Origin of the sequence: Xanthomarina sp. (assembly GCF_035306705.1) — a bacterium.
In the GTDB taxonomy this organism is placed as follows: Bacteria; Bacteroidota; Bacteroidia; order Flavobacteriales; family Flavobacteriaceae; genus Xanthomarina.
Map to the genome: position 1 here is coordinate 1 of NZ_DATGNO010000056.1, position 21,268 is coordinate 21,268.

Annotated in this window: 16 protein-coding genes, 1 tRNA gene and 1 riboswitch; of the genes, 11 read left to right on the top strand and 6 right to left on the bottom strand. The window is 35.1% G+C overall.

Annotated features, from left to right (window positions below; genetic code table 11):
* Positions 1 to 40 precede the first annotated feature (40 nt).
* Positions 41 to 166, bottom strand: a riboswitch (SAM riboswitch).
* A 253-nt stretch (positions 167 to 419) separates the two neighbouring features.
* The gene (gene metK / locus VKY47_RS04635) at positions 420 to 1,709 is read left to right on the top strand and encodes a methionine adenosyltransferase (RefSeq protein WP_324310752.1); all 1,290 of its coding nucleotides are present in this window, start codon (positions 420 to 422) and stop codon (positions 1,707 to 1,709) included.
* Between the two features lie 365 nt (positions 1,710 to 2,074).
* On the opposite strand, the gene VKY47_RS04640 is transcribed toward metK, so the two are convergent.
* Positions 2,075 to 2,156 (bottom strand) — tRNA-Tyr (locus VKY47_RS04640).
* Positions 2,157 to 2,339: 183 nt separating this feature from the next.
* On the bottom strand, positions 2,340 to 3,896 hold the full coding sequence (locus VKY47_RS04645; RefSeq protein WP_324310755.1) for a M20/M25/M40 family metallo-hydrolase: 1,557 nt from the start codon (positions 3,894 to 3,896) through the stop codon (positions 2,340 to 2,342).
* A gap of 204 nt (positions 3,897 to 4,100) precedes the next feature.
* On the opposite strand from VKY47_RS04645, the gene VKY47_RS04650 reads away from it, so the two are divergent.
* Together VKY47_RS04650 and VKY47_RS04655 are read left to right on the top strand one after the other, a co-directional pair.
* The gene (locus VKY47_RS04650) at positions 4,101 to 4,880 is read left to right on the top strand and encodes a hypothetical protein (protein WP_324310756.1); all 780 of its coding nucleotides are present in this window, start codon (positions 4,101 to 4,103) and stop codon (positions 4,878 to 4,880) included.
* 2 nt (positions 4,881 to 4,882) lie between these two features.
* Positions 4,883 to 5,497 (top strand): deoxynucleoside kinase, encoded by a 615-nt coding sequence (locus VKY47_RS04655; RefSeq protein ID WP_324310758.1) that lies wholly within the window; start codon positions 4,883 to 4,885, stop codon positions 5,495 to 5,497.
* Between the two features lie 65 nt (positions 5,498 to 5,562).
* On the opposite strand, the gene VKY47_RS04660 is transcribed toward VKY47_RS04655, so the two are convergent.
* The 4 genes from VKY47_RS04660 to VKY47_RS04675 all read right to left on the bottom strand — a co-directional run bounded on the left by VKY47_RS04660 (position 5,563) and on the right by VKY47_RS04675 (position 12,475).
* Positions 5,563 to 8,022 carry a sodium-translocating pyrophosphatase gene (locus VKY47_RS04660; protein WP_324310760.1) on the bottom strand — a complete coding sequence of 820 codons (2,460 nt, stop codon included), beginning with the start codon at positions 8,020 to 8,022 and terminating at the stop codon, positions 5,563 to 5,565.
* A gap of 116 nt (positions 8,023 to 8,138) precedes the next feature.
* A complete protein-coding gene (locus VKY47_RS04665) occupies positions 8,139 to 8,666 on the bottom strand; it encodes an inorganic diphosphatase (protein WP_324310762.1) in 528 nt (175 codons plus the stop codon).
* A 180-nt stretch (positions 8,667 to 8,846) separates the two neighbouring features.
* Positions 8,847 to 11,348: a DUF5686 and carboxypeptidase-like regulatory domain-containing protein gene (locus VKY47_RS04670; RefSeq protein ID WP_324310764.1), complete on the bottom strand. Its 2,502-nt coding sequence runs from the start codon at positions 11,346 to 11,348 to the stop codon at positions 8,847 to 8,849.
* A gap of 149 nt (positions 11,349 to 11,497) precedes the next feature.
* A complete protein-coding gene (locus VKY47_RS04675; RefSeq protein ID WP_324310766.1) occupies positions 11,498 to 12,475 on the bottom strand; it encodes a pyruvate dehydrogenase complex E1 component subunit beta in 978 nt (325 codons plus the stop codon).
* A 330-nt stretch (positions 12,476 to 12,805) separates the two neighbouring features.
* On the opposite strand from VKY47_RS04675, the gene VKY47_RS04680 reads away from it, so the two are divergent.
* From VKY47_RS04680 to VKY47_RS04715, 8 genes are all read left to right on the top strand, one after another.
* Complete coding sequence (locus VKY47_RS04680; RefSeq protein ID WP_324310768.1) at positions 12,806 to 13,552, top strand: electron transfer flavoprotein subunit beta/FixA family protein; 747 nt, start codon at positions 12,806 to 12,808, stop codon at positions 13,550 to 13,552.
* A 107-nt stretch (positions 13,553 to 13,659) separates the two neighbouring features.
* Positions 13,660 to 14,619 carry an electron transfer flavoprotein subunit alpha/FixB family protein gene (locus VKY47_RS04685; protein WP_324310770.1) on the top strand — a complete coding sequence of 320 codons (960 nt, stop codon included), beginning with the start codon at positions 13,660 to 13,662 and terminating at the stop codon, positions 14,617 to 14,619.
* 165 nt (positions 14,620 to 14,784) lie between these two features.
* The gene (locus tag VKY47_RS04690) at positions 14,785 to 15,399 is read left to right on the top strand and encodes a bifunctional nuclease family protein (RefSeq protein ID WP_324310772.1); all 615 of its coding nucleotides are present in this window, start codon (positions 14,785 to 14,787) and stop codon (positions 15,397 to 15,399) included.
* Positions 15,400 to 15,417: 18 nt separating this feature from the next.
* Positions 15,418 to 17,130 (top strand): NupC/NupG family nucleoside CNT transporter, encoded by a 1,713-nt coding sequence (locus VKY47_RS04695; RefSeq protein ID WP_324310773.1) that lies wholly within the window; start codon positions 15,418 to 15,420, stop codon positions 17,128 to 17,130.
* A gap of 173 nt (positions 17,131 to 17,303) precedes the next feature.
* Positions 17,304 to 18,128 carry a thymidylate synthase gene (locus VKY47_RS04700; protein WP_324310775.1) on the top strand — a complete coding sequence of 275 codons (825 nt, stop codon included), beginning with the start codon at positions 17,304 to 17,306 and terminating at the stop codon, positions 18,126 to 18,128.
* A 15-nt stretch (positions 18,129 to 18,143) separates the two neighbouring features.
* Complete coding sequence (locus tag VKY47_RS04705) at positions 18,144 to 18,968, top strand: energy transducer TonB (protein ID WP_324310777.1); 825 nt, start codon at positions 18,144 to 18,146, stop codon at positions 18,966 to 18,968.
* A gap of 43 nt (positions 18,969 to 19,011) precedes the next feature.
* Entirely contained in the window at positions 19,012 to 19,914 is a 903-nt protein-coding gene (locus VKY47_RS04710) for a dihydrofolate reductase (RefSeq protein WP_324310779.1), read from the top strand.
* Positions 19,915 to 19,939: 25 nt separating this feature from the next.
* The gene (locus VKY47_RS04715) at positions 19,940 to 21,223 is read left to right on the top strand and encodes a chloride channel protein (protein WP_324310781.1); all 1,284 of its coding nucleotides are present in this window, start codon (positions 19,940 to 19,942) and stop codon (positions 21,221 to 21,223) included.
* Positions 21,224 to 21,268: the final 45 nt, after the last annotated feature.

The following is a 21,268-nucleotide window of genomic DNA, read 5'->3' on the forward strand; positions in this document are numbered from 1 at the left end:
TTAAAAAGAAAATTGAAATCACAGATGAGTAATTTCGTTTGAGTTATCTATCCAATATTTCGATAAATGAATCGAAAATTAAGTAGAATTTAGCACCTTCATAGTATAGAACTAAGGGTTGCTAAGGCTTCAGCGGGTCTAATCCCTCCACCTTTCTTGATAACATTTCAGTAAGTTTTTGAACTTTGTGAGTGCAAATATTGCGTTAGAAAATGTTATAAACCAAATTATTTGCTAAAAAAATTAAAAATAATATACAATCGATTTAATTTTTCTACATTTGCAATTCAATATCAAGAGGAAAAATTTGTCTGATTGCAACCTCTTTAAAAAAATGCTAAAGCAGTAAATCTCTACTCCTCTAGCAACTTGCAATCGCATTAAGATTTCGTATTTAACCGTTTAAAAAACAAGTAATTATGCCTTATTTATTTACTTCTGAAAGTGTTTCAGAAGGACATCCAGATAAAATAGCAGACCAAATTAGCGATGCTCTAATTGATCATTTTTTAGCGTTCGACAAAGATGCAAAAGTAGCTTGCGAAACCTTAGTTACAACAGGTCAGGTTGTATTGGCTGGGGAAGTAAAATCGAACACCTATTTAGATGTACAGAAAATTGCCAGAGATACCATTAACAGAATTGGATACACAAAAAGTGCCTATATGTTTGATGGGAATTCTTGTGGTGTTTTTTCTGCCATTCACGAACAATCTGAAGATATCAATCGTGGGGTAGATAGAGCCAACAAAGAAGAACAAGGCGCAGGAGACCAAGGAATGATGTTTGGTTACGCCACAAATGAAACTGAAAACTATATGCCTTTGGCCTTAGATCTTGCACATAGAATGATGTTTGAACTAGCCAAATTACGTAGAGAAAATAAAGACATCACCTATTTAAGACCAGATTCCAAAAGTCAGGTAACCATAGAGTACAGCGATGATAATGTGCCTCAACGTATTGAAGCTATTGTAATTTCTACACAACATGACGATTTTGTGAAACCAAAATCGAATTCTAAAAAAGATGTGACCGTAGCGGACGAGGCTATGTTATCTAAAATTAGAAAAGACATTGTGGATATTTTAATTCCAAGAGTGATAGCTTCTCTCCCAGAAAACATTCAAGTACTGTTTACAGACAATATTAAGTATCACATCAACCCTACTGGAAAATTTGTTATTGGTGGACCTCATGGAGATACGGGACTAACAGGAAGAAAAATTATTGTAGACACGTATGGCGGAAAAGGTGCTCATGGTGGAGGTGCTTTTTCTGGAAAGGATCCGAGTAAAGTAGATAGAAGTGCTGCTTATGCTACCAGACATATTGCAAAAAACTTGGTTGCTGCAGGAGTATGCAATGAAGTTCTAGTTCAAGTAAGCTATGCCATTGGTGTGGCAGAACCAACTTCCATTTATATTGATACGTTTGGTACCTGTGAATTTAATATGACAGATGGTGAGATAGCTGAAAAAGTAACTGAAATTTTCGATATGCGCCCAGCTGCCATTGAAAAGCGTTTAAATTTACGTCAGCCTATGTATAGCGAAACAGCTGCTTATGGCCATATGGGAAGAAAAAACGAAAAGGTTACCAAAACGTTTGAGCAAATTAACGGAAGAATGAAAAAAGTAGAAGTCGAATTATTCACATGGGAGAAACTAGACTATGTAGATAAGGTGAAAGCCGCTTTTGGAGTATAAGCTAAATCGTTTAGAAAATAATTTAAAGAAGCCTCGAAACTTATGTTTTGGGGCTTTTTGTTTGAAAGAATTTAATTTTGGAAAATATACTTAAATTAATTGAGCAAATCTTATACCGTATGGACAATCGCGTACGGACAAGTCACGTACGGACAAATCGCGACTTGTCCCCACACCAACATTCCAACAATCCTTCAACCTGATCTGGATGAACTGTGTTGAACCTTTTCCACACTTCGTGAAAATGAAAAATCAAACTGCCCTAAAGTTTATTTTCTATTTCATAAAATATGATTTTGAGTAAACTGACGCATATTTTATAAAATAAAAAATCCACACGTCCGTGTGGATTTTTTGAATTAAAGTGGGGAGAGCAGGATTCGAACCTGCGAAGACGTAGTCAGCAGATTTACAGTCTGCCCTCGTTGGCCGCTTGAGTATCTCCCCAAAACCGAGTGCAAATATATTATAGTTTTTAATCTTTTGTAAATAAAATGAGGAAAAATTTAGTCTTAAAATTTAAAAAACTCATAATGACATGTTTAGTCATGTCATTATGAGTTTTAAATGATGTTTTTTATATAAAAACAGCTTCGTTTTAAACTGTATTTACAAAAAAGCAACCCTTACTTAGTTTAATCCACCTTTTCTTTCTGGCGAACGTGGCTTTGGCCAAGTACGTGGTTCTCCTGTTTTAGCATCTATTGGTAAAACAATTTGCTCTGTAGAAGTTCTATTTGGATCTTCGCAAGCCATGTACACTAAAATAGCTGTTAGTATGGCATTGCTTCTTACATCGTCAAAAACAATTTTATCGTAAGTATCTCTGTTAGTATGCCAAGTATAGTTCCAATAAGACCAATTTAATGAGCTTAAGTTAAAAGCTGGAGCTCCTGCTGCTAGAAACGAAGCATTATCCGATCCACCCCCACTTGGAGACCCTGGGAATTCCGTTTTAATGTGCTTGCTAATGTCTTTTGGAACTGGTGCCAACCATCTAGATATAAAGTCGTAAGAATGCAGGAATCCGGCTCCTGAAAGGTCTACAACACGACCAGTCCCGTTATCCTGATTAAATACAGCTTGGATATTGTTTATAATTTCTGGGTGATCTTCAACAAAAGCCCTTGAACCATTTAAACCTTGTTCTTCACTTCCCCAATGACCAACTAAAATGGTGCGTTTTGGATTTGGATATACTTTTTTAAGAATTCGCATGGCCTCCATCATGACTAAAGTTCCAGTACCATTATCTGTTGCTCCTGTTCCGCCATCCCAAGAATCGAAATGTGCTGAAAGTATCACGTATTCCTCTGGTTTCTCTGTTCCTTTTATTTCAGCAATGGTATTTAAAGTTGGTGCAACCCCTAAATCCTTAGATTCTGCAATAATTCTAACTACTGGTTTATTTCCATATTCCACCAATCTGTACAGCATGGTATAATCTTCTAATTCAATATCTACCGTTGGGATTTTTTTCGTTCTTGCAGCAAAAATTTTATTTGAACCAAATGCTTTCGACCAATACGAAGAGATGATTCCTGCAGCTCCGGCATCTTCTAAAGCTTTATCAATTTCTCTAAAACCATATCCTGTTCGTTTTATATTGGCATACCATTCTTTTGTTAAAGAATCTCTGTCTTTTTTCATTTTTTCGAAAGATTCCTCTGTGGCAAACTCCTCCCAATTATAATCTGGTCGTCCTGTTGGCTGATAGATAGAAGTCATAACTAATTTGCCTTTAATTGTTGTCATCCATTTCGCAAATTCTAAAGAATCCTTTACTGTAGGAATAATAACCACTTCTGCAGTAACGCCTTTAGATTTTGTACTAGGACTCCAAGCCAATTGCATCCCAGCTAAGCTATGTACTCTTGGCTCTAACATATCAATATGCGAGATACCTCTTTCCCAAGCTTTCCACTCTCCCCATTTTTCATTTCTGGCAGAGATGCCCCATTTCGAGTATTTTGCAACAGCCCAATCATTTGCTTGTTGCATTTGAGGTGTTCCAACCAATCTTGGTCCAATAACATCCATTAGTTCATGGCCCAAAATTTCTAATTGCGAATTGTTTGTGGCTTCCTCAATAATGTTTTTTACAACGGTATCTGTTTCTTGCGCCTGTAAATGAAATGTAAAGAGCGACAAAAAAAAGATCAATAATAAATGACTTGTTGTTCTCATAATAAGTTTTTAAAAGTTAATTTTTTGAAGAAAACAAAATACAATTTTTTAACTGAACCTCATTTGATTTTAAGAGGACTTTCACATATTAAAATTTAAATGAAATCTAGTTTCATACACCATATCGAACCAAATATTTTAATTGTATCTGTATATCGAATTTAATCTTAAAACTAAATGGAATTTCGTACATTTCAATTCACAATGAAAACATTTTTTTATATTCTATTTCTCATTTCTTTTTCCTCTTTTGGACAAGAACCTATAGAAACCACTTTTGTCTCCAAGAGTCCTTTTGAAGCTGATACGGTTATAGGTATTGACAATTTTGGAACGATCTATTTTATTAAGAAAAATACGCTTTACAAACTAGATGAAGACGGAAAATACTCATACAGCAATGTGCAATTTGGAAAGATTACTTCGGCAAATAGCTTTAACCCTTTAAAAGTAACAATTTTTTACGAAGATTTTAATACAGCTTTCATTTTAGACAATCGGTTTGCCGAAATTCTTAAAGTAGATTTCAGCACATTGGAATATTACAAAAACGTGTCTTTTGTCTCCACAGCAAACGATAATGCCTTATGGGTTTTTAATGAAGACATCCAGCAATTAGAACTTTTTGATTATAAATCGAATAAAAACAGAGCCACAACTCTACCTACACAATCTAAGGTTTTGGATTTAAAAAGCAATTATAATTATGCTTGGTTACTTACTGAAAAATTTCTTTATAAGTACAACTACTTTGGAAGCTTGGTGTATAAAATGGAAAATATAGGTTACACATCTCTAGTTGAAAGCAATGATAAAATTTTTCTGATAAAAAATAACAGGCTTTCATATTTTAACGAATTGGAGAAAGCTTATCAATTAATTGAAACCCCTGAATTGTTGACAAAACAGTTTTTAGTAACCAACGAAACCTTGTATATTTACGATTCTAAATTTTTACATAAATTCCAACTAAACAATAAATAATTATGCACGTTGCTATAGCCGGAAACATTGGTGCTGGTAAAACCACCCTAACAAAATTGCTTGCTAAACATTACAATTGGGAATCGCAATTAGAAGATGTTGTGGACAACCCGTACCTAGATGATTTTTACAACCAAATGGAACGTTGGAGTTTTAATTTACAAGTGTACTTTTTGAATAGTAGATTTCGACAAGTATCTCAAATACGTGAAAGTGGTAAGGATATTATTCAAGATAGAACCATTTATGAAGATGCGCATATTTTTGCACCCAATCTTCATGCCATGGGTTTAATGACCAATCGCGATTTTGAAAATTACCGTTCCTTATTCGATTTAATGGAATCTTTTGTTCAAGGTCCAGATTTATTGATCTATTTACGAAGTTCTATTTCTAATTTAGTGTCTCAAATCCATAAAAGAGGTCGTGAATACGAAAACTCTATTAGCATTGATTATTTAAGTAGATTGAATGAGCGTTACGAAGCATGGATACATGGTTACGACAAAGGAAATCTTTTAATTATTGATGTAGACAATTTAGATTTTGTTGCTAATCCAGAAGATTTAGGAAGCATTATAAATAGAATTGACGCTGAGATTCATGGTTTGTTTTAACCGCCACTTGATACCATAAAAAAACCACGCTTGATGCGTGGTTTTTTTATAGATACTTGTGTGTTTTATTTCACTATCACTTCAGAAAACTCTTCTTCAAGTTCTGCTCTATTTGATTTTATCTTAATAGAAGAAGCTCCTTTTTTCAGTTCATCAACCTTTGCTTTTACTTCTTCAAACGAACCTGTAATTACACGCTCTTCTACAGTAACTTCATCATTTATTACAGTTGAGATACTAACTACAGCTTTTGTATGTCCGTCTTCTTCAACTACAATTTCAGCAAACACCTTTTTAATTTCTTGTCCATTTGATATTGTAGTCTTTGTTAAAGTGGTTTCGCTAGTTATAGCATGACCTCCTAAAATTGGAGCAATTACAAGTCCAATTAAACAAGTTAATTTAATTAAAATATTCATGGATGGTCCAGACGTATCTTTAAATGGATCTCCAACTGTATCTCCAGTTACTGCGGCTTTATGAGCTTCAGAACCTTTGTAGGTCATTTCACCATTAATAAGCACACCAGCCTCGAACGATTTTTTAGCATTATCCCAAGCGCCACCAGCATTGTTTTGGAAGATTGCCCAAAGTACTCCAGAAACAGTTACTCCAGCCATATAACCACCTAACATTTCGGCAATAGCCAAGTTATCCATTCCAAAAATCATTGGAACAAAAGCAATTACTAAGGGAAAACCGATAGTTAATAATCCTGGAAGCATCATTTCTCTTAAAGAAGCTTCGGTTGAAATAGCCACACATTTGTCGTATTCTGGCTTCCCTGTTCCTTCCATAATCCCTGGAATCTCTCTAAATTGACGACGTACTTCCTCAACCATTTGCATGGCTGCTTTTCCTACGGCATTCATTGCTAAAGCTGAAAAAACCACTGGCACCATTCCACCCACAAATAACATGGCTAAAACTGGAGCTTTAAAGATGTTAATACCATCGATTCCTGTAAACGTAACATAAGCAGCAAATAAAGCTAATGATGTTAACGCAGCTGAAGCAATAGCAAAACCTTTTCCAGTTGCTGCAGTTGTATTTCCAACCGCATCTAATATATCCGTACGTTCTCTTACAATAGGATCTTGTTCACTCATTTCAGCAATCCCACCAGCATTATCAGAAATAGGTCCGAAAGCATCAATAGCCAATTGCATAGCTGTCGTGGCCATCATGGCAGAAGCCGCTAGAGCCACACCGTAGAATCCTGCAAAAGCATAAGATGTCCAAATAGCAGCAGCAAATAATAATATTGAAGGAAAGGTAGAAATCATTCCTGTAGCTAAACCTGCAATAATATTGGTTCCAGCACCTGTGCTTGATTGTTGTACAATTTTTAAGATAGGTTTTTTACCTAAACCTGTATAATATTCGGTTACCGAAGAAATTCCAGCTCCTACAACCAACCCTACTAAAGTAGCGTAGAACACACGCATTGAGGAAATTTCCTGTAAGCCTTCGCCGAAGAAATTCATTTGCATAGTTTCAGGTAGCATCCAAATTACTAAACCATAACAAGAAAGAGCAACCAAACCTATAGAAGCCCAGTTACCAACGTTTAAAGCGCCCATAACTTCACTTTCCTTAGCGTCGTTGTTTTTTATTTTTACTAACATGGTACCAATTACAGAAATAATAATCCCTACTCCAGCAATGGCCATTGGTAATAAGATGGGACCTATACCTCCAAATCCATAACTTGTAATATCTCCACCCATGTCTTTTATTACATAGTTTCCAAGAACCATTGCAGCTAATACTGTAGCTACATACGAACCAAATAAATCGGCTCCCATTCCAGCAACATCTCCAACGTTATCTCCAACGTTATCAGCAATAGTTGCAGGGTTTCTTGGGTCGTCTTCTGGAATTCCAGCTTCAACCTTACCTACTAAATCTGCACCTACATCGGCTGCTTTGGTATAAATACCTCCACCTACACGAGCAAATAAAGCAATAGATTCTGCGCCTAGAGAGAAACCAGCCAACGTTTCAAGAACAATGGTCATATCCATATTGTTTGTCCATGCGCTATCCATAAATACCCAGAAAAATATGATGAAAAATAAAGTTAAACCTAATACAGCTAAGCCTGCAACTCCTAATCCCATAACAGTTCCACCTCCAAAAGAGACTTTAAGTGCATTTGGCAAACTTGTTTTAGCAGCTTGCGTTGTTCTAACGTTTGTTTTAGTAGCTATCTTCATTCCAATATTTCCAGCGTAGGCTGAAAAGATGGCTCCAAAAACAAAGGCTACAGCTATTAACCAATGTGTTGTTGGTACTATAAAAGAAACGGCTGTTAAAGCCACACTTACTATAACCACAAAAATGGCCAAAAGTTTGTATTCTGCTGTTAAAAATGCCAAAGCACCTTCGTAAATATGATCTGAAATTTCTTTCATTTTGCCGTCTCCAGCATCTTGTTTCATAACCCAAGATTTTTTCACGACCATATAAATCAGTCCTAAGAGTGCCATTGCAATTGGCATATAAATCATCATTGATTCCATATTGTTATTTTATATTGATTAGTTTTTAGCAGCGCAAATGTAATAAAATACGTTAACATTAAAAAACCCTCATACATCTAATATGTAAAGGGTTTGTTTTTAAGAAAAGCTTGATCTTAAATGGTGAAGTCGCCATTTGTTTTATGGTCGCTACTTTCATATCGATCCACACATTTATTAACAATTTCGTAGGCTTCTTGGGCATTTCCCCAACCTCCTACATCTACTTTTTTCTTTTCTAAATCCTTATATACTTGAAAAAAGTGTTCAATTTCTTTAATTTGGTGCGGGTTCATATCCGACAAATCGTTTAGCTTATTCCAAATAGGATCGGAAACAGGTACACAAATAACTTTTTCGTCTGGGCCTTTTTCGTCTGCCATGTGGAAAACTCCAATTGGCCTAACCTCAACCACACACATTGGAAACGTAGGTTCGCCTCCTAACACCAAAACATCCAAAGGATCTTTATCTAAAGCTAAAGTTTCAGGAATAAAACCGTAATCTGCAGGATACATCATGGATGAAAACAACATTCTATCGAATCGGATTTTTTTTAATTCGAAATCATATTCGTATTTATTTCTACTTCCCTTTGGTATTTCAATTAGTACATCGAAGGTTTTTTTTCCTTTTGGACTCATATTTTTATATCTTATGTTATATCTAAATTATTGCTTCAATAAAGCAGTTGTATTAAATGTACAAGCTGCATTTTTAAAGGCTGCAAAGATACATAAGTCTTTGGTTTTGGGCAACTAAAAATAGTTTTGTTATAAAAGGTGGAGTTGTAAAATGAATGTAATCCCTTTGTTTAATTAGGATTAAAACCTAAATCCAAAATTAATAGACACTCCAAAATCTCTAGCTCCTGGGTTATCTAAGTAATTACCCCTAAAGTTGAAATCTAATCTCATAATCTTAAATATATTTCCAACCCCTACGCTATACTCGTAGTAAATTTCATTGTTTGGAGCAATTAACGGAATGTTTGAAGGACTGCTTAAGGCAATATTAGCATTGGATAAGTCTCCCCAGACCGCACGAACTCCAACAATTTCACGCCAATTCAATTTTCTTAAAAAAGGAATTCTTGAGAAAAAGCGACCATTGAAGTTATGTTCTAAAAATAATGCGACATAGGTATCTGTTACAAACTCGTAATAATCCAATTGCGAAAATGACCTGTAAAACGTAAAGTACGACTGATTTCCAGGAACAATACTTAATAAACCAAGAGGCACTTCGCCAAAAGTCTTACCTACTTCGACCGTTGACCTAAGTTGCCCCAAGCCACCTATTTGCCATGGTTGAATATAGGAAAACTGCACTTTTTTGTAATCGAAGTCGCTATCAAATACGCCTTTGGATCCCACACTATATTCCATGAATAAAGACGCAAAATTATCGTTGGCATTCAATCTTTCAACACCATAACCAGTCATTTTTCTTTGCGGGTAGTAATTTACACTAAAGGTACTTTCAAACTGTTTTATCTCCGAAGAAATACCAGTTGGTGATTCTGGATCGATATAATCTAAACTAAATGTAGGCGAAGCGGAAGACAGTGTTCTAAAACTACCCCCTACTCTAAAAACTAAATTTTGCCATGGCTCCATTTCAAAGGCCAAAGCTCCTAAATTAATATTTGTAAGTTTATCGTTTGCAGCCACAGAAAATATGTCATTGGAAGCTAAACTTCTTCCTAAAACATCTGTCGAACTGGTTAAATTGGCTCCAATTTGCTCAATATCTCTTCTATGTCCTGCCGAGATAATAAATCTATTTTCTTTATTGATCAACCATTTTCCCGAAAGTCCATATTTAAACTTATCATCCTTAAATCCATAAGCTAAAAATCCTTGGGCTCTCCATAAATCATTTTGACCAAAATAGGTTCTTGCTCCTGCTCTTAGCCTTAAACCTTCTACATCGTTATATCCAAAAGTTGAAGAAATAGGGCCAATATCTAAATTCCATTTTTCAATTTCAACAAATCCTGAAGCCAAAATACTTCCAACATTATAAAGTCTTTTAAATTTTCCAACCGTCTTTAAGGTATCCAACATTTTATAAACCCCTTTTTCATCTTTGGACAAAGCTTCCATTCTGTTCGCGTCCCAAAAGGCATCATCTCTATTGTAATATTCTTTGTTATAATCGAAAACCTCCTTTTTATAGAACTCGTCTTCCTTAACTTGATTAAAGACATAATTATCATAAAGAGTGGTACGCTTACCATAAATACCACGCGATTTCTCTCTTTTATTAAAGGTAAAATCAGACAAAAAATAATCGCGTTTCACCAAAAATACCGAATCGTTTAAAACTTCAAATTCCTGTTCGATATAAATTTCCTTTACCCAATTTATATTGGCACTTTTTGAAGCTTGCATATTAATATCCTTAATGGCAAAGGTGGTATCTGCCACCCAAAAATCGCCTTTAAAGGTAAGTTCGTTTTTACGTCTTGGATAATAAATAATGTTGTAACACCATTTGTTATCAATATAAGCGCTGTCTGACAAAACGTAATTATAGGTGTTAATACCGGTTGTGGAAATAGGACTTACAAAACTTTTATCGAAGAATTTTAAGTAATTATTATAAATATCGTATTCAGAATACAGGTCTTTTATAAAATCTATTATGGCCTGATTGCTACTAAAACCAGAGTTTTTATTCCCCTTTAATTCAACTTTTTCTTTTTTAAGAATATTATCCCCATATACTTTGGCAACTTCTTCATTCACAAAAATGGGCAAGTATGTTTTCCCTGTTACCTTCGACGTGTCCACATGTTCAAAAACGAATTCCATGCCTTTAAATAAATTGCTTTTCATTAGGGCACTATCGATCGTATTGATGTCGAATTCTACTTTTTCGTATCTGTCGTAACTGTATTGCTTAAATTGTCTAAGTCCATTTTTTCGCTTGTGTTCCCAGATTTTCTTCATGATAACAATAGCAGGATTCTCTTCAGCCTTTTTAGATTGTTTTCCAGAAACTATAAGCACCTCATTTAAGGCCGAAGCTGCTTCGGTTAAATTAAAACTTAAGTTATAGCTAACTCTTTTATCTAAAGGATATTCTATGGTTTCATAACCAATAAAAGAAACAATTAAAGTATCCCATGTGCTAGGTGATTCAAGGTAAAAAACTCCATTCTCATCTGTGATGGTACCTTCAGAAGAACTTTTAAAAATAATATTGGCATAAGCTACGGGTTGATTATTTTCATCATAAACATGACCGCTAACCTTTGTTTGAGCAAACAAAAAGCAACTATTCAAGAAAAAAAATAAGACAAGTAGGTTATAATTCATTTACTTTTAATTAGTCATTGCTATAAGTCAGGAATCTCATTAATCACATCTTTCTAATTTAAAGATCAATCAGAGATATTTCAAATAAACAAAAAAACTTCATCAACAATATTGCCAATGAAGTCAATTAACACTAAAGTATAAAAAATTTATTTATACAAAACTTTTTTAACAGCTTTTACCACATCGGTACTATTTGGCAACCAATGTTCAAATAAAACTGCAGAATAAGGTGCAGGCGTATCTGCTGTATTAATTTTTATAATTGGAGCGTCTAAATAGTCAAAAGCTTCAGATTGGATAATATAGGTTATCTCGGTAGATACGTTTCCAAATGGCCAGGCTTCTTCCAAAACAACTAATCTGTTTGTTTTTTTGACCGACTTTAAAATGGTTTCTTTATCTAACGGTCGAACGGTTCTTAAATCGATAATTTCACACGAAATACCTTCTTTCTCTAATTCATCTGCAGCTTTGTAAGCTTCTTTAATGATTTTTCCAAAAGAAACTATGGTCACGTCTTTTCCTTCTCTTTTAATTTCAGCAACTCCTAATGGAATGGTGTATTCGCCTTCTGGCACTTCACCTTTATCGCCATACATTTGCTCACTTTCCATAAAAATAACTGGATCGTTATCACGAATAGCCGATTTTAAAAGCCCTTTTGCATCGTAAGGATTAGAAGGAACAACCACTTTTAAACCAGGCGTGTTTGCAAACCAACTTTCAAAAGCTTGGGAGTGCGTTGCTGCCAACTGTCCCGCAGAAGCTGTTGGCCCACGAAAAACAATAGGACAAGGAAATTGCCCACCCGACATTTGTCTAATTTTTGCGGCGTTGTTTATAATTTGATCAATTCCTACCAATGAGAAGTTAAACGTCATATATTCTACAATTGGTCTATTGCCAGTCATGGTAGAACCAATGGCAATACCAGAAAAACCAAGTTCGGCAATAGGAGTATCGATAACTCGTTTTGGACCAAATTCATCCAACATTCCTTTAGATGCCTTATAAGCACCATTATATTCAGCTACTTCCTCACCCATTAAGTAAATGCTTTCATCTCTGCGCATTTCTTCACTCATGGCTTCACATATAGCTTCTCTAAATTGAATTGTTCTCATTCCGATGTCATGTCTTTCAAAACGAAAGAACTTTTTAATTAATACTTATTATAAAGGAGCACAAAAATAGGAATTATTCAGAATAAAACCGGTATATAATAATAGTAAAAATAAATCCTTGAAAAATATTTAAATACTTGATATAACACAGACCTAAAAATATTCGATTTATTTGAAATTTATTATGCGTGCATAGCAAATATTTTGAATAAAATAAGTAACTTCGTAACCTCATTCTAGTTGACTGTACTTAATGAGCTAATTTTAGCCCAAATTTTACATGATACTACCAATTTAAAACAGAAATATAAACATATAAATTATTCAAAAATGAAAATATTAGTATGTATTAGTCATGTACCTGATACGACTTCAAAAATCAATTTTACTGAAGGAGATACCAAGTTTGATACAAACGGCGTACAGTTTGTAATCAATCCAAACGACGAATTTGGCTTAACTAGAGCCATGTGGTTTAAAGAAAAACAAGGCGCTACTGTAGATGTAGTAAATGTTGGTGGGCCAGAAACCGAACCAACCTTACGTAAGGCCTTGGCCATTGGAGCCGACAGTGCTATTAGAGTAAATACCGCTGCAACAGATGGTTTTGCAGTTGCGCAACAATTAGCAAAAGTAGTTCAAGATGGTGGTTACGATTTAGTAATTGCTGGACGTGAATCTATTGATTATAATGGTGGTATGGTTCCAGGAATGGTTGCTGGACTATTAAAAGCCAATTTTGTAACCAACTGTATTAGCTTAGAAGTTGATGGAACAAATGCTAAAGCTGTAAGAGAAATTGACGGTGGAAAAGAAACTGTTTCAACCTCTTTGCCCCTAGTTATTGGTGGACAAAAAGGTTTGGTTGAAGAAAGTGATTTACGTATTCCAAACATGAGAGGGATTATGATGGCTCGCCAAAAACCTTTAAAAGTGGTTGAACCCATAGATGCAAATACTGAAACAGCATCTGTAAAATTTGAAAAGCCTGCTCCAAAAGGTGCAATCAAATTAATAGACCCAGACAATGTAGATGAATTAATAAACTTACTTCACAACGAAGCAAAAGTAATTTAATCCTCCCCTAACCCCTCCAAAGGATGGGAATAAGGGATATAAACAAAATATTAACGTTTCGTAGCTCTTTCCTTAGGAAAGGGTTGGGATAGGAAAAAAAACATATTATGTCAGTATTAGTATATACAGAATCCGATAAAGGAACCTTTAAAAAAACAGCTTTAGAAGTTGCTTCCTACGCAAAAACAGTTGCAGACCAAATGGGAACAACCGTTACGGCAGTTACTTTTAATGCAGACGACACCGCTATTCTTGGAAATCATGGAGTAGATAAAGTGTTAAAAATAAAAAACCCACAATTAGAAACTTTTAATGCCAGTGCTTATGCAAGTGCTATTGCACAAGCTGCTAAGCAAGAAGGCACAAAAGTAATTGTGGTTAGCTCGAGTGCAGATAGCAAATATTTAGCACCTCTTTTAGCTATTGAATTAGACGCAGGATATGCTTCTAACGTAGTTGAGGCTCCTTCAAGCACCTCGCCATTTACTGTAAAACGTACAGCGTTCACAAACAAAGCCTTTAATATGACTGCTATCAATACTGAGGTAAAAGTAGTTGGCGTATCTAAAAATGCTTTTGGGGTTAAAGAAAATTCGGCGAGTGCTACTGCTGAAGATTTTTCACCTGCCATTCCTGAATTAGGGGTTAAAGTAGAATCTGTTGATAAAGTTTCTGGAAAAGTAACTATTGCAGATGCCGAAATAGTTGTTTCTGGAGGACGTGGTCTTAAAGGTCCAGAAAACTGGGGAATGATTGAAGAACTTGCCGAAGTTTTAGGTGCAGCAACTGCATGCTCTAAACCAGTGAGCGATTTAGGCTGGAGACCACATGGAGAACACGTAGGACAAACTGGAAAACCTGTAGCGGCAAATCTTTATATTGCCATCGGAATTTCTGGAGCTATTCAACATCTTGCAGGAGTTAGTGCCAGTAAGGTAAAAGTAGTTATCAATACAGATCCTGAAGCTCCTTTCTTTAAGGCGGCCGATTACGGAATTGTGGGAGATGCTTTTGAAGTCGTTCCTAAATTAATCGAAAAATTAAAAGCTTTTAAAGCACAACAATAGATTTATTTTTTTAACTTGTATTGTTAATAAGAACTGTTTAAATAGCATTATTACTATGGCTATAGCTACCAAGGTTTTGTAAAACGCAAAAACAAAATCATGAAATATGCTTTAAGCAGTTGGTAAAGTCCTAATTTAAACAGTTCTTTGTTTTTTTAAAAATTTATGAGTTTAGTTCGTCTTAATATCAAAGGAATCTCCTATAGCCAAACCCAAAATGGTGCCTATGCACTTATTTTAAACGAAATTGATGGCGACCGGAAATTACCTATTGTTATTGGTGCTTTTGAAGCGCAATCCATTGCTATTGCTCTCGAAAAAGAAATTAGACCTCCAAGGCCTCTAACCCATGATCTCTTTAAGAATTTTGCCGACCGATTTGAAATCGTCGTTAAACAAGTTATTATCCACAAATTGGTAGATGGCGTTTTTTATTCCAGTTTAATTTGCGAACGGGATAAGGTTGAAGAAATTATCGACGCCAGAACTAGCGATGCCATTGCCTTGGCACTTCGTTTTAATGCGCCAATTTTTACCTATAAAAACATTTTAGACAAAGCAGGTATCTACTTAAAAATAGATCCTAAAACTGAAGGTGGCTCCGAAGGAGATAGCGTTTTAGTCGACGACTTTATTGCTGAAGAATTAGAGTCTGGCACACCCAAAGATATCTACAAAAACAAAACCTTGGACGAATTGCACACTCTATTAGGTGAGGCTGTAGCGAGCGAAGATTATGAGAAAGCTGCAAAAATTCGTGACGAAATTTCGAAAAGATAACCAACCCAAACCCATCAAATGAAACAATTTCTATTAGCCATTGCAGCTATTTTCTTTGGACTAACTTTAAGTACACAAGCACAAGAACTAGAAAAAAAATGGCATCTAGAAAGCATTCAAGACCAAAATGGGAAACAAGTTACTGCCAATAAAAACACGGATGGTTTAGAACTCCACAAAGGCATCTTCCAATTTACGGTCAGCAAAGATTCACTTCAAGCTTCCGGAGATTATCTCCACCAAAATAATTTATTGGTTTTTTATTTCAACAAACCTTTCGATTCGGTAAGAAGGTATCGAATCAACACCCTAACAGATTCTACCCTAGTCATTAATGAAAAGGAAAGCACATATCATTTTTCTAGTGCAAAACCTTCCATTAACGAAGCACTGGCCCTTCAAGCAGAAAATACAATAAAACCTAGTGAAGGCTTTTCCTTTAGCAGTTTATGGAGAGGTGTATTAGGAATGATTTCATTAATATTTATTGCTTTTTTATTCAGTAATAACAAAAAAGCAATCAACTGGAAAACGGTTGGAATTGGTTTAGCCTTTCAATTATTAATTGCCATCGGGGTTTTAAAAATTCCATTTATACAAAGCGGATTTGAGTCGGTTGGACAAGTTTTTATCAGCATTTTGGATTTCACTCGTGCCGGAAGTAAATTCCTATTCGAAGGTTTGGTTGTAGACATGGATACGTTTGGTTTTATATTCGCCTTTCAAGTATTGCCAACCATTATTTTCTTTTCAGCATTAACCTCTGTTTTATTCTATTTGGGCATCATTCAAAAAGCAGTAAAATTAATGGCAATGCTATTAAGTAAACTATTAAAAATATCTGGCGCAGAGAGTTTAAGTGTAGCTGGAAACATCTTTTTAGGTCAAACAGAAGCACCACTTTTAATAAAAGCCTATCTAGAAAAAATGACTAAAAGCGAAATGCTCTTGGTCATGATTGGAGGTATGGCAACCGTTGCTGGAGCCGTTTTAGCGGCCTACATTGGTTTTCTTGGTGGAGACGATCCTGCCTTAAGACTTGTTTATGCCAAACATTTATTAGCTGCATCTGTTATGGCTGCACCTGGCGCCATTGTTATTTCAAAAATACTATATCCTCAAACCGAAGAAATTAATTCGGAAGTCGAGGTGTCTTCAGACAAAATCGGTTCTAATATTTTAGATGCCATTGCCAACGGAACTACGGAAGGCTTAAGATTAGCTGTAAACGTTGGAGCCATGCTATTGGTTTTCGTGGCCTTTATTGCCATGATAAATGGTATTTTGGGCTGGGTTGGAGGTTTTTCTACTATTAATACATGGATGGCCGCAAATACACCATATCCAGCACTTTCTCTTGAAGCTATTTTAGGAACTATTTTTGCGCCTTTAATGTGGTTGATTGGAGTAGCAAGCGAAGATATTATGATGATGGGCCAATTATTGGGTATTAAATTGGTAGCTAGTGAATTTGTTGGATACATCCAGTTAGCCGATTTAAAAAACGTGGCCAATGTGGTACATTTAAACTATAATAAATCCATTATTATGGCTACTTATATGCTTTGTGGTTTTGCAAACTTTGCATCTATAGGAATCCAAATTGGAGGAATTGGCTCTCTAGCTCCTGGACAACGTAAAACCTTATCGGAATTTGGAATGAAAGCCCTAATTGGTGGAACCATTGCTTCATTAATTTCAGCAACTATTGCTGGAATGATCATCGGCTAGCCCAATTCCTGCGCTTGGCTATCGGCAAACAGGTAAGCCAAGATGCAATAAGTTAATAACTTTTAATATATAATTAGGCTTCTACCCTTTTGGTTTGAAGCTTTTTTCTATTTTTATATTTTTCAAAATTTTGTTAAATTTTAAAAAGATTCCCACGTTCGTGGGAGGTGAACATGAAACAATATCTAGACTTAGTTAAACACGTTTTAGAGAACGGAAATGAAAAAGGAGATCGAACAGGAACAGGGACAAAAAGTGTTTTTGGATATCAAATGCGTTTTGATTTAAGTGAAGGCTTTCCTATGGTAACCACCAAGAAATTACATTTAAAATCCATTGTTTACGAATTACTTTGGTTTTTAAAAGGTGATACAAACATCAATTATTTAACTGAAAATGGCGTTCGCATCTGGAATGAATGGGCTGATGAAAATGGCGATTTAGGTCCGGTTTATGGTCATCAATGGAGAAATTGGAACAGTGATGAGATAGATCAAATACAGGACATCGTCGATACTTTAAAAAACAATCCAAATAGCAGACGTATGCTGGTTTCTGCTTGGAACCCCTCGGTTTTACCAGATACTTCAAAAAGTTTTAGCGAAAATGTAGCTAACGGAAAGGCAGCATTACCTCCGTGTCATGCGTTTTTTCAATTTTATGTAGCCGATGGAAAATTATCTTGTCAACTATACCAACGCAGTGCAGATATCTTTTTAGGCGTGCCATTTAATATTGGTTCTTATGCTTTATTTACCATGATGATGGCTCAGGTATGTGGTTATGAAGCTGGTGAATTTATTCACACCTTTGGCGATGCCCATATCTACAACAACCATAAAGAACAATTAGAATTACAGCTATCAAGAGATCCAAAACCACTTCCTAAAATGCTTCTTAATCCTGAAGTAAAAGATATTTTCGATTTTAAATTCGAGGATTTCACTTTGGTAGATTATAATCCGCATCCGCACATTAAAGGAAAAGTTGCTATTTAATTTCAAACCCAATTCATGAAATATTACATACTCTTATTATTTTTCGCTACCAGTCTAATCACTTTTGCGCAAGAAAACACCATAGAATTATCAGATAATGAACTCAATGAAACTACGGAAGAAGTCCCTTTCGATGTTATCGAACGAGTTCCCATTTATAAAGGATGTGATGAAAACATGGGGAACCGAGCTATAAAAGAATGTTTTAATGAGAAAATAAGCAGTTTTATTGCTAAACACTTCAATATACAGGTAGCTGATAAATTAGGTTTACCCGATGCCTCCATGGTAAAAATTTCAGTTTTTTTTAAAATATCAACAAGTGGAGAATTAACAAACATTATTGCCAGATCAGCCTATCCAGAACTAGAGGCTGAAGCCATTCGTGTTGTTAAATTAATACCCAAATTAAAACCTGGAATGATAGATGGTAAACCGGTAAGAGTGCCTTATTATTTGCCGATTAATTTTCAAGTAACTAATCCAAACCCAGCTAAAGACGAGAAATTTCCAGTTTATAGAAGTTGTGATGAAACTTTAAGTTACGAGGCTTTAAAAGAATGTACTACCAATAAAGTGATAGATTATTTAAAAGTAAGTATCAATTACAACTTAGCCGATAAACTTTTTCCTTTAGAAAAAACCACACAATTCATGGTGAACTTCACCATAAATAAAAAAGGAAAAGCAGAAAATATTACGGCTAAAGCGCATAAAAGAGAAATGGCAGCAGAAGTCATAAACGTATTGAAGCGGATGCCAAAATTCAAAGAACCTGGTTACAAAAATGGCCAACCTATAGATACCAATATGCAGATTTTAATGACTATCTACTTCTAAGGATTCATAGAAATACACTAACTTTACATAAACTATTCAGAATATGTTCGGAAAGAAAAAAGAGACCCCACAAATAGATAAGGAGCAATTAGAATTAATTAAAACAGCTCAAAAACGTATCAAGCAAAAACGGAGTTTGTACATTCATTTTGTTTTCTTTTTAATTGGTTCCTTAGCTTTTATAATTGCAAATCTAGTTTTTAATGTTGGAGCAACAGTTAGTCCATTAGGTATTAATTGGTTTGTATATGCTATTCTAGCTTGGTCCATTCTATTTATATATCATGCTTTTAACGTATATTTTACTCATAAATTTTTAGGTGAAGCTTGGGAAAAAGAACAACTTAATAAATTAGTTGCCCTACAAAAAGAACGAATTGCCAAACTTGAGCAACAAGTTGAAAAAGACATGCTTCTTGCACCTGAAAAAAAAAGACTAGTAACGAACTCTAAAAACTCTGAAATTACCATAATAGTGGCAGCCGGAGAAAATGATGAAATTGGAAAAGACAACCAACTGATCTGGCATTTAAGCGACGACCTAAAACGTTTTAAAGAGCTTACTAACGGACACCATATTATTATGGGGAGAAAAACCTTTGAAAGTTTTCCAAAACCTTTACCAAACAGAATTCATGTAGTTATTTCTAGGCAAGCAAATTATCAAGTTCCTACTGGCGTAATTGTAGTTAATAATTTGCAAGATGCTTTTGATGTTGCTAAATCAGACAAGCAACCTTTTGTAATTGGCGGAGGCGAAATCTATACGCAAGCAATGGCTTTTGCCGACAAAATTGAGCTTACAAGAGTCCACGAAAATTTTGATGCAGACACTTTTTTCCCAAAAATAGACCCAACTATTTGGAAAGAAGTCAACAAAACCAATCATCCTAAAGACGAAAAACACCTACACGCATTTTCGTTTTTAACTTATGTAAAACATTAAATTTCATTTCTAAACCAAGCTTAAAGTGAAACTAAAACGAAAAAGGCAATTAGTTACATACCTCAATCTTTTAGATCAACCCATACAATTTAACCCCTTTGTTTTTAGTAGAAAGTTTTTGCTATGGGCATTACTCGGATTATTTGGTGGATTTATAGCAGGACTATATTGGATTATCTTAGAGTTTTTAACCAAACATTTAGCATCTTTTGAAGGCTGGTTGGTAATCCCTACCATGGCCATCTGTGGCCTACTTGCTGGCTTGGTTATTCACTTTATAGGCGATCCAGGAGAAATTCAATTAATTGTAAACAACATCCGGTTTAACAAGGGGAAATTAGATCCTAAAAATAATCCATCCATGCTCTTGTCCTCCTTACTATGTATAGGTTCGGGAGGAAGTCTAGGACCAGAAGCACCTTTAGTACAAATAATTGGATCCTCAGGAACTTGGTTTGGCAAATTATTCCGATTAAAAGGTGAAGATCTTCGTTCTATGAGTATTGCTGGAATGGCATCTGGTTTTACCGCCATGTTTGGTGCTCCTTTAGGAGGAAGTTTATTCGCTTTAGAAATTTTGCATCACGAACATGCCGTTCAATACTACAAAGCCATCATGCCAGCTTTTGTTGCCAGTTGTTTTAGTTATGTGGTATTTGCACTTATAACACAATTGGATCTTGGCGCACTTTGGATCTTGCCAAACTACGAAATGCTGGATAGGTTCGATTTTTTATACGCCGTATTTTTTGCAATTATAGCTACTTGTTTTGGTTGGTTTTTTATTTTCTGTACCAAGTTTTTGAAAAGTATTTTTGAAAAATTACAGGTTCCAATATATATAAAAACCTTAATTGGTGGGATTTTACTCGGAACCATCGTTTTTTATGTACCAATTACAAGATACTTTAGTCATTACGAACTTTCCACTCTTTTAACAAGCGACTTTTCAGTTCAAATGCTGATCGTTATTTTATTTCTAAAAATAATAGCCATTTCCGTTACAGTAACTTCTGGTTGGCGAGGAGGATTTATAATTCCGTTATTTTTTACGGGTGCCACTTTGGGATTAATAATTCATCATTTTATCCCTTCCATAAGTTTATCGCTTACCATTGTAAGTTGCATGGCAGCAATAAACGCTTGTGTTACTAGAACTCCAATGAGCACCACTATTCTGTTGGCAACCTTAACCGGATTTTCTTATTTCATTCCTATTCTATTTGCTAGTTTAACAGGGTATTTTTTAGCGCCCAGAATCCCTTTTATTTCTGCACAAAAAGAATATGAGGAAAAAGAATTAGACTAATTTTATAGAAACGAATTTCACACATCCGTGCGAAACCAAGGAATA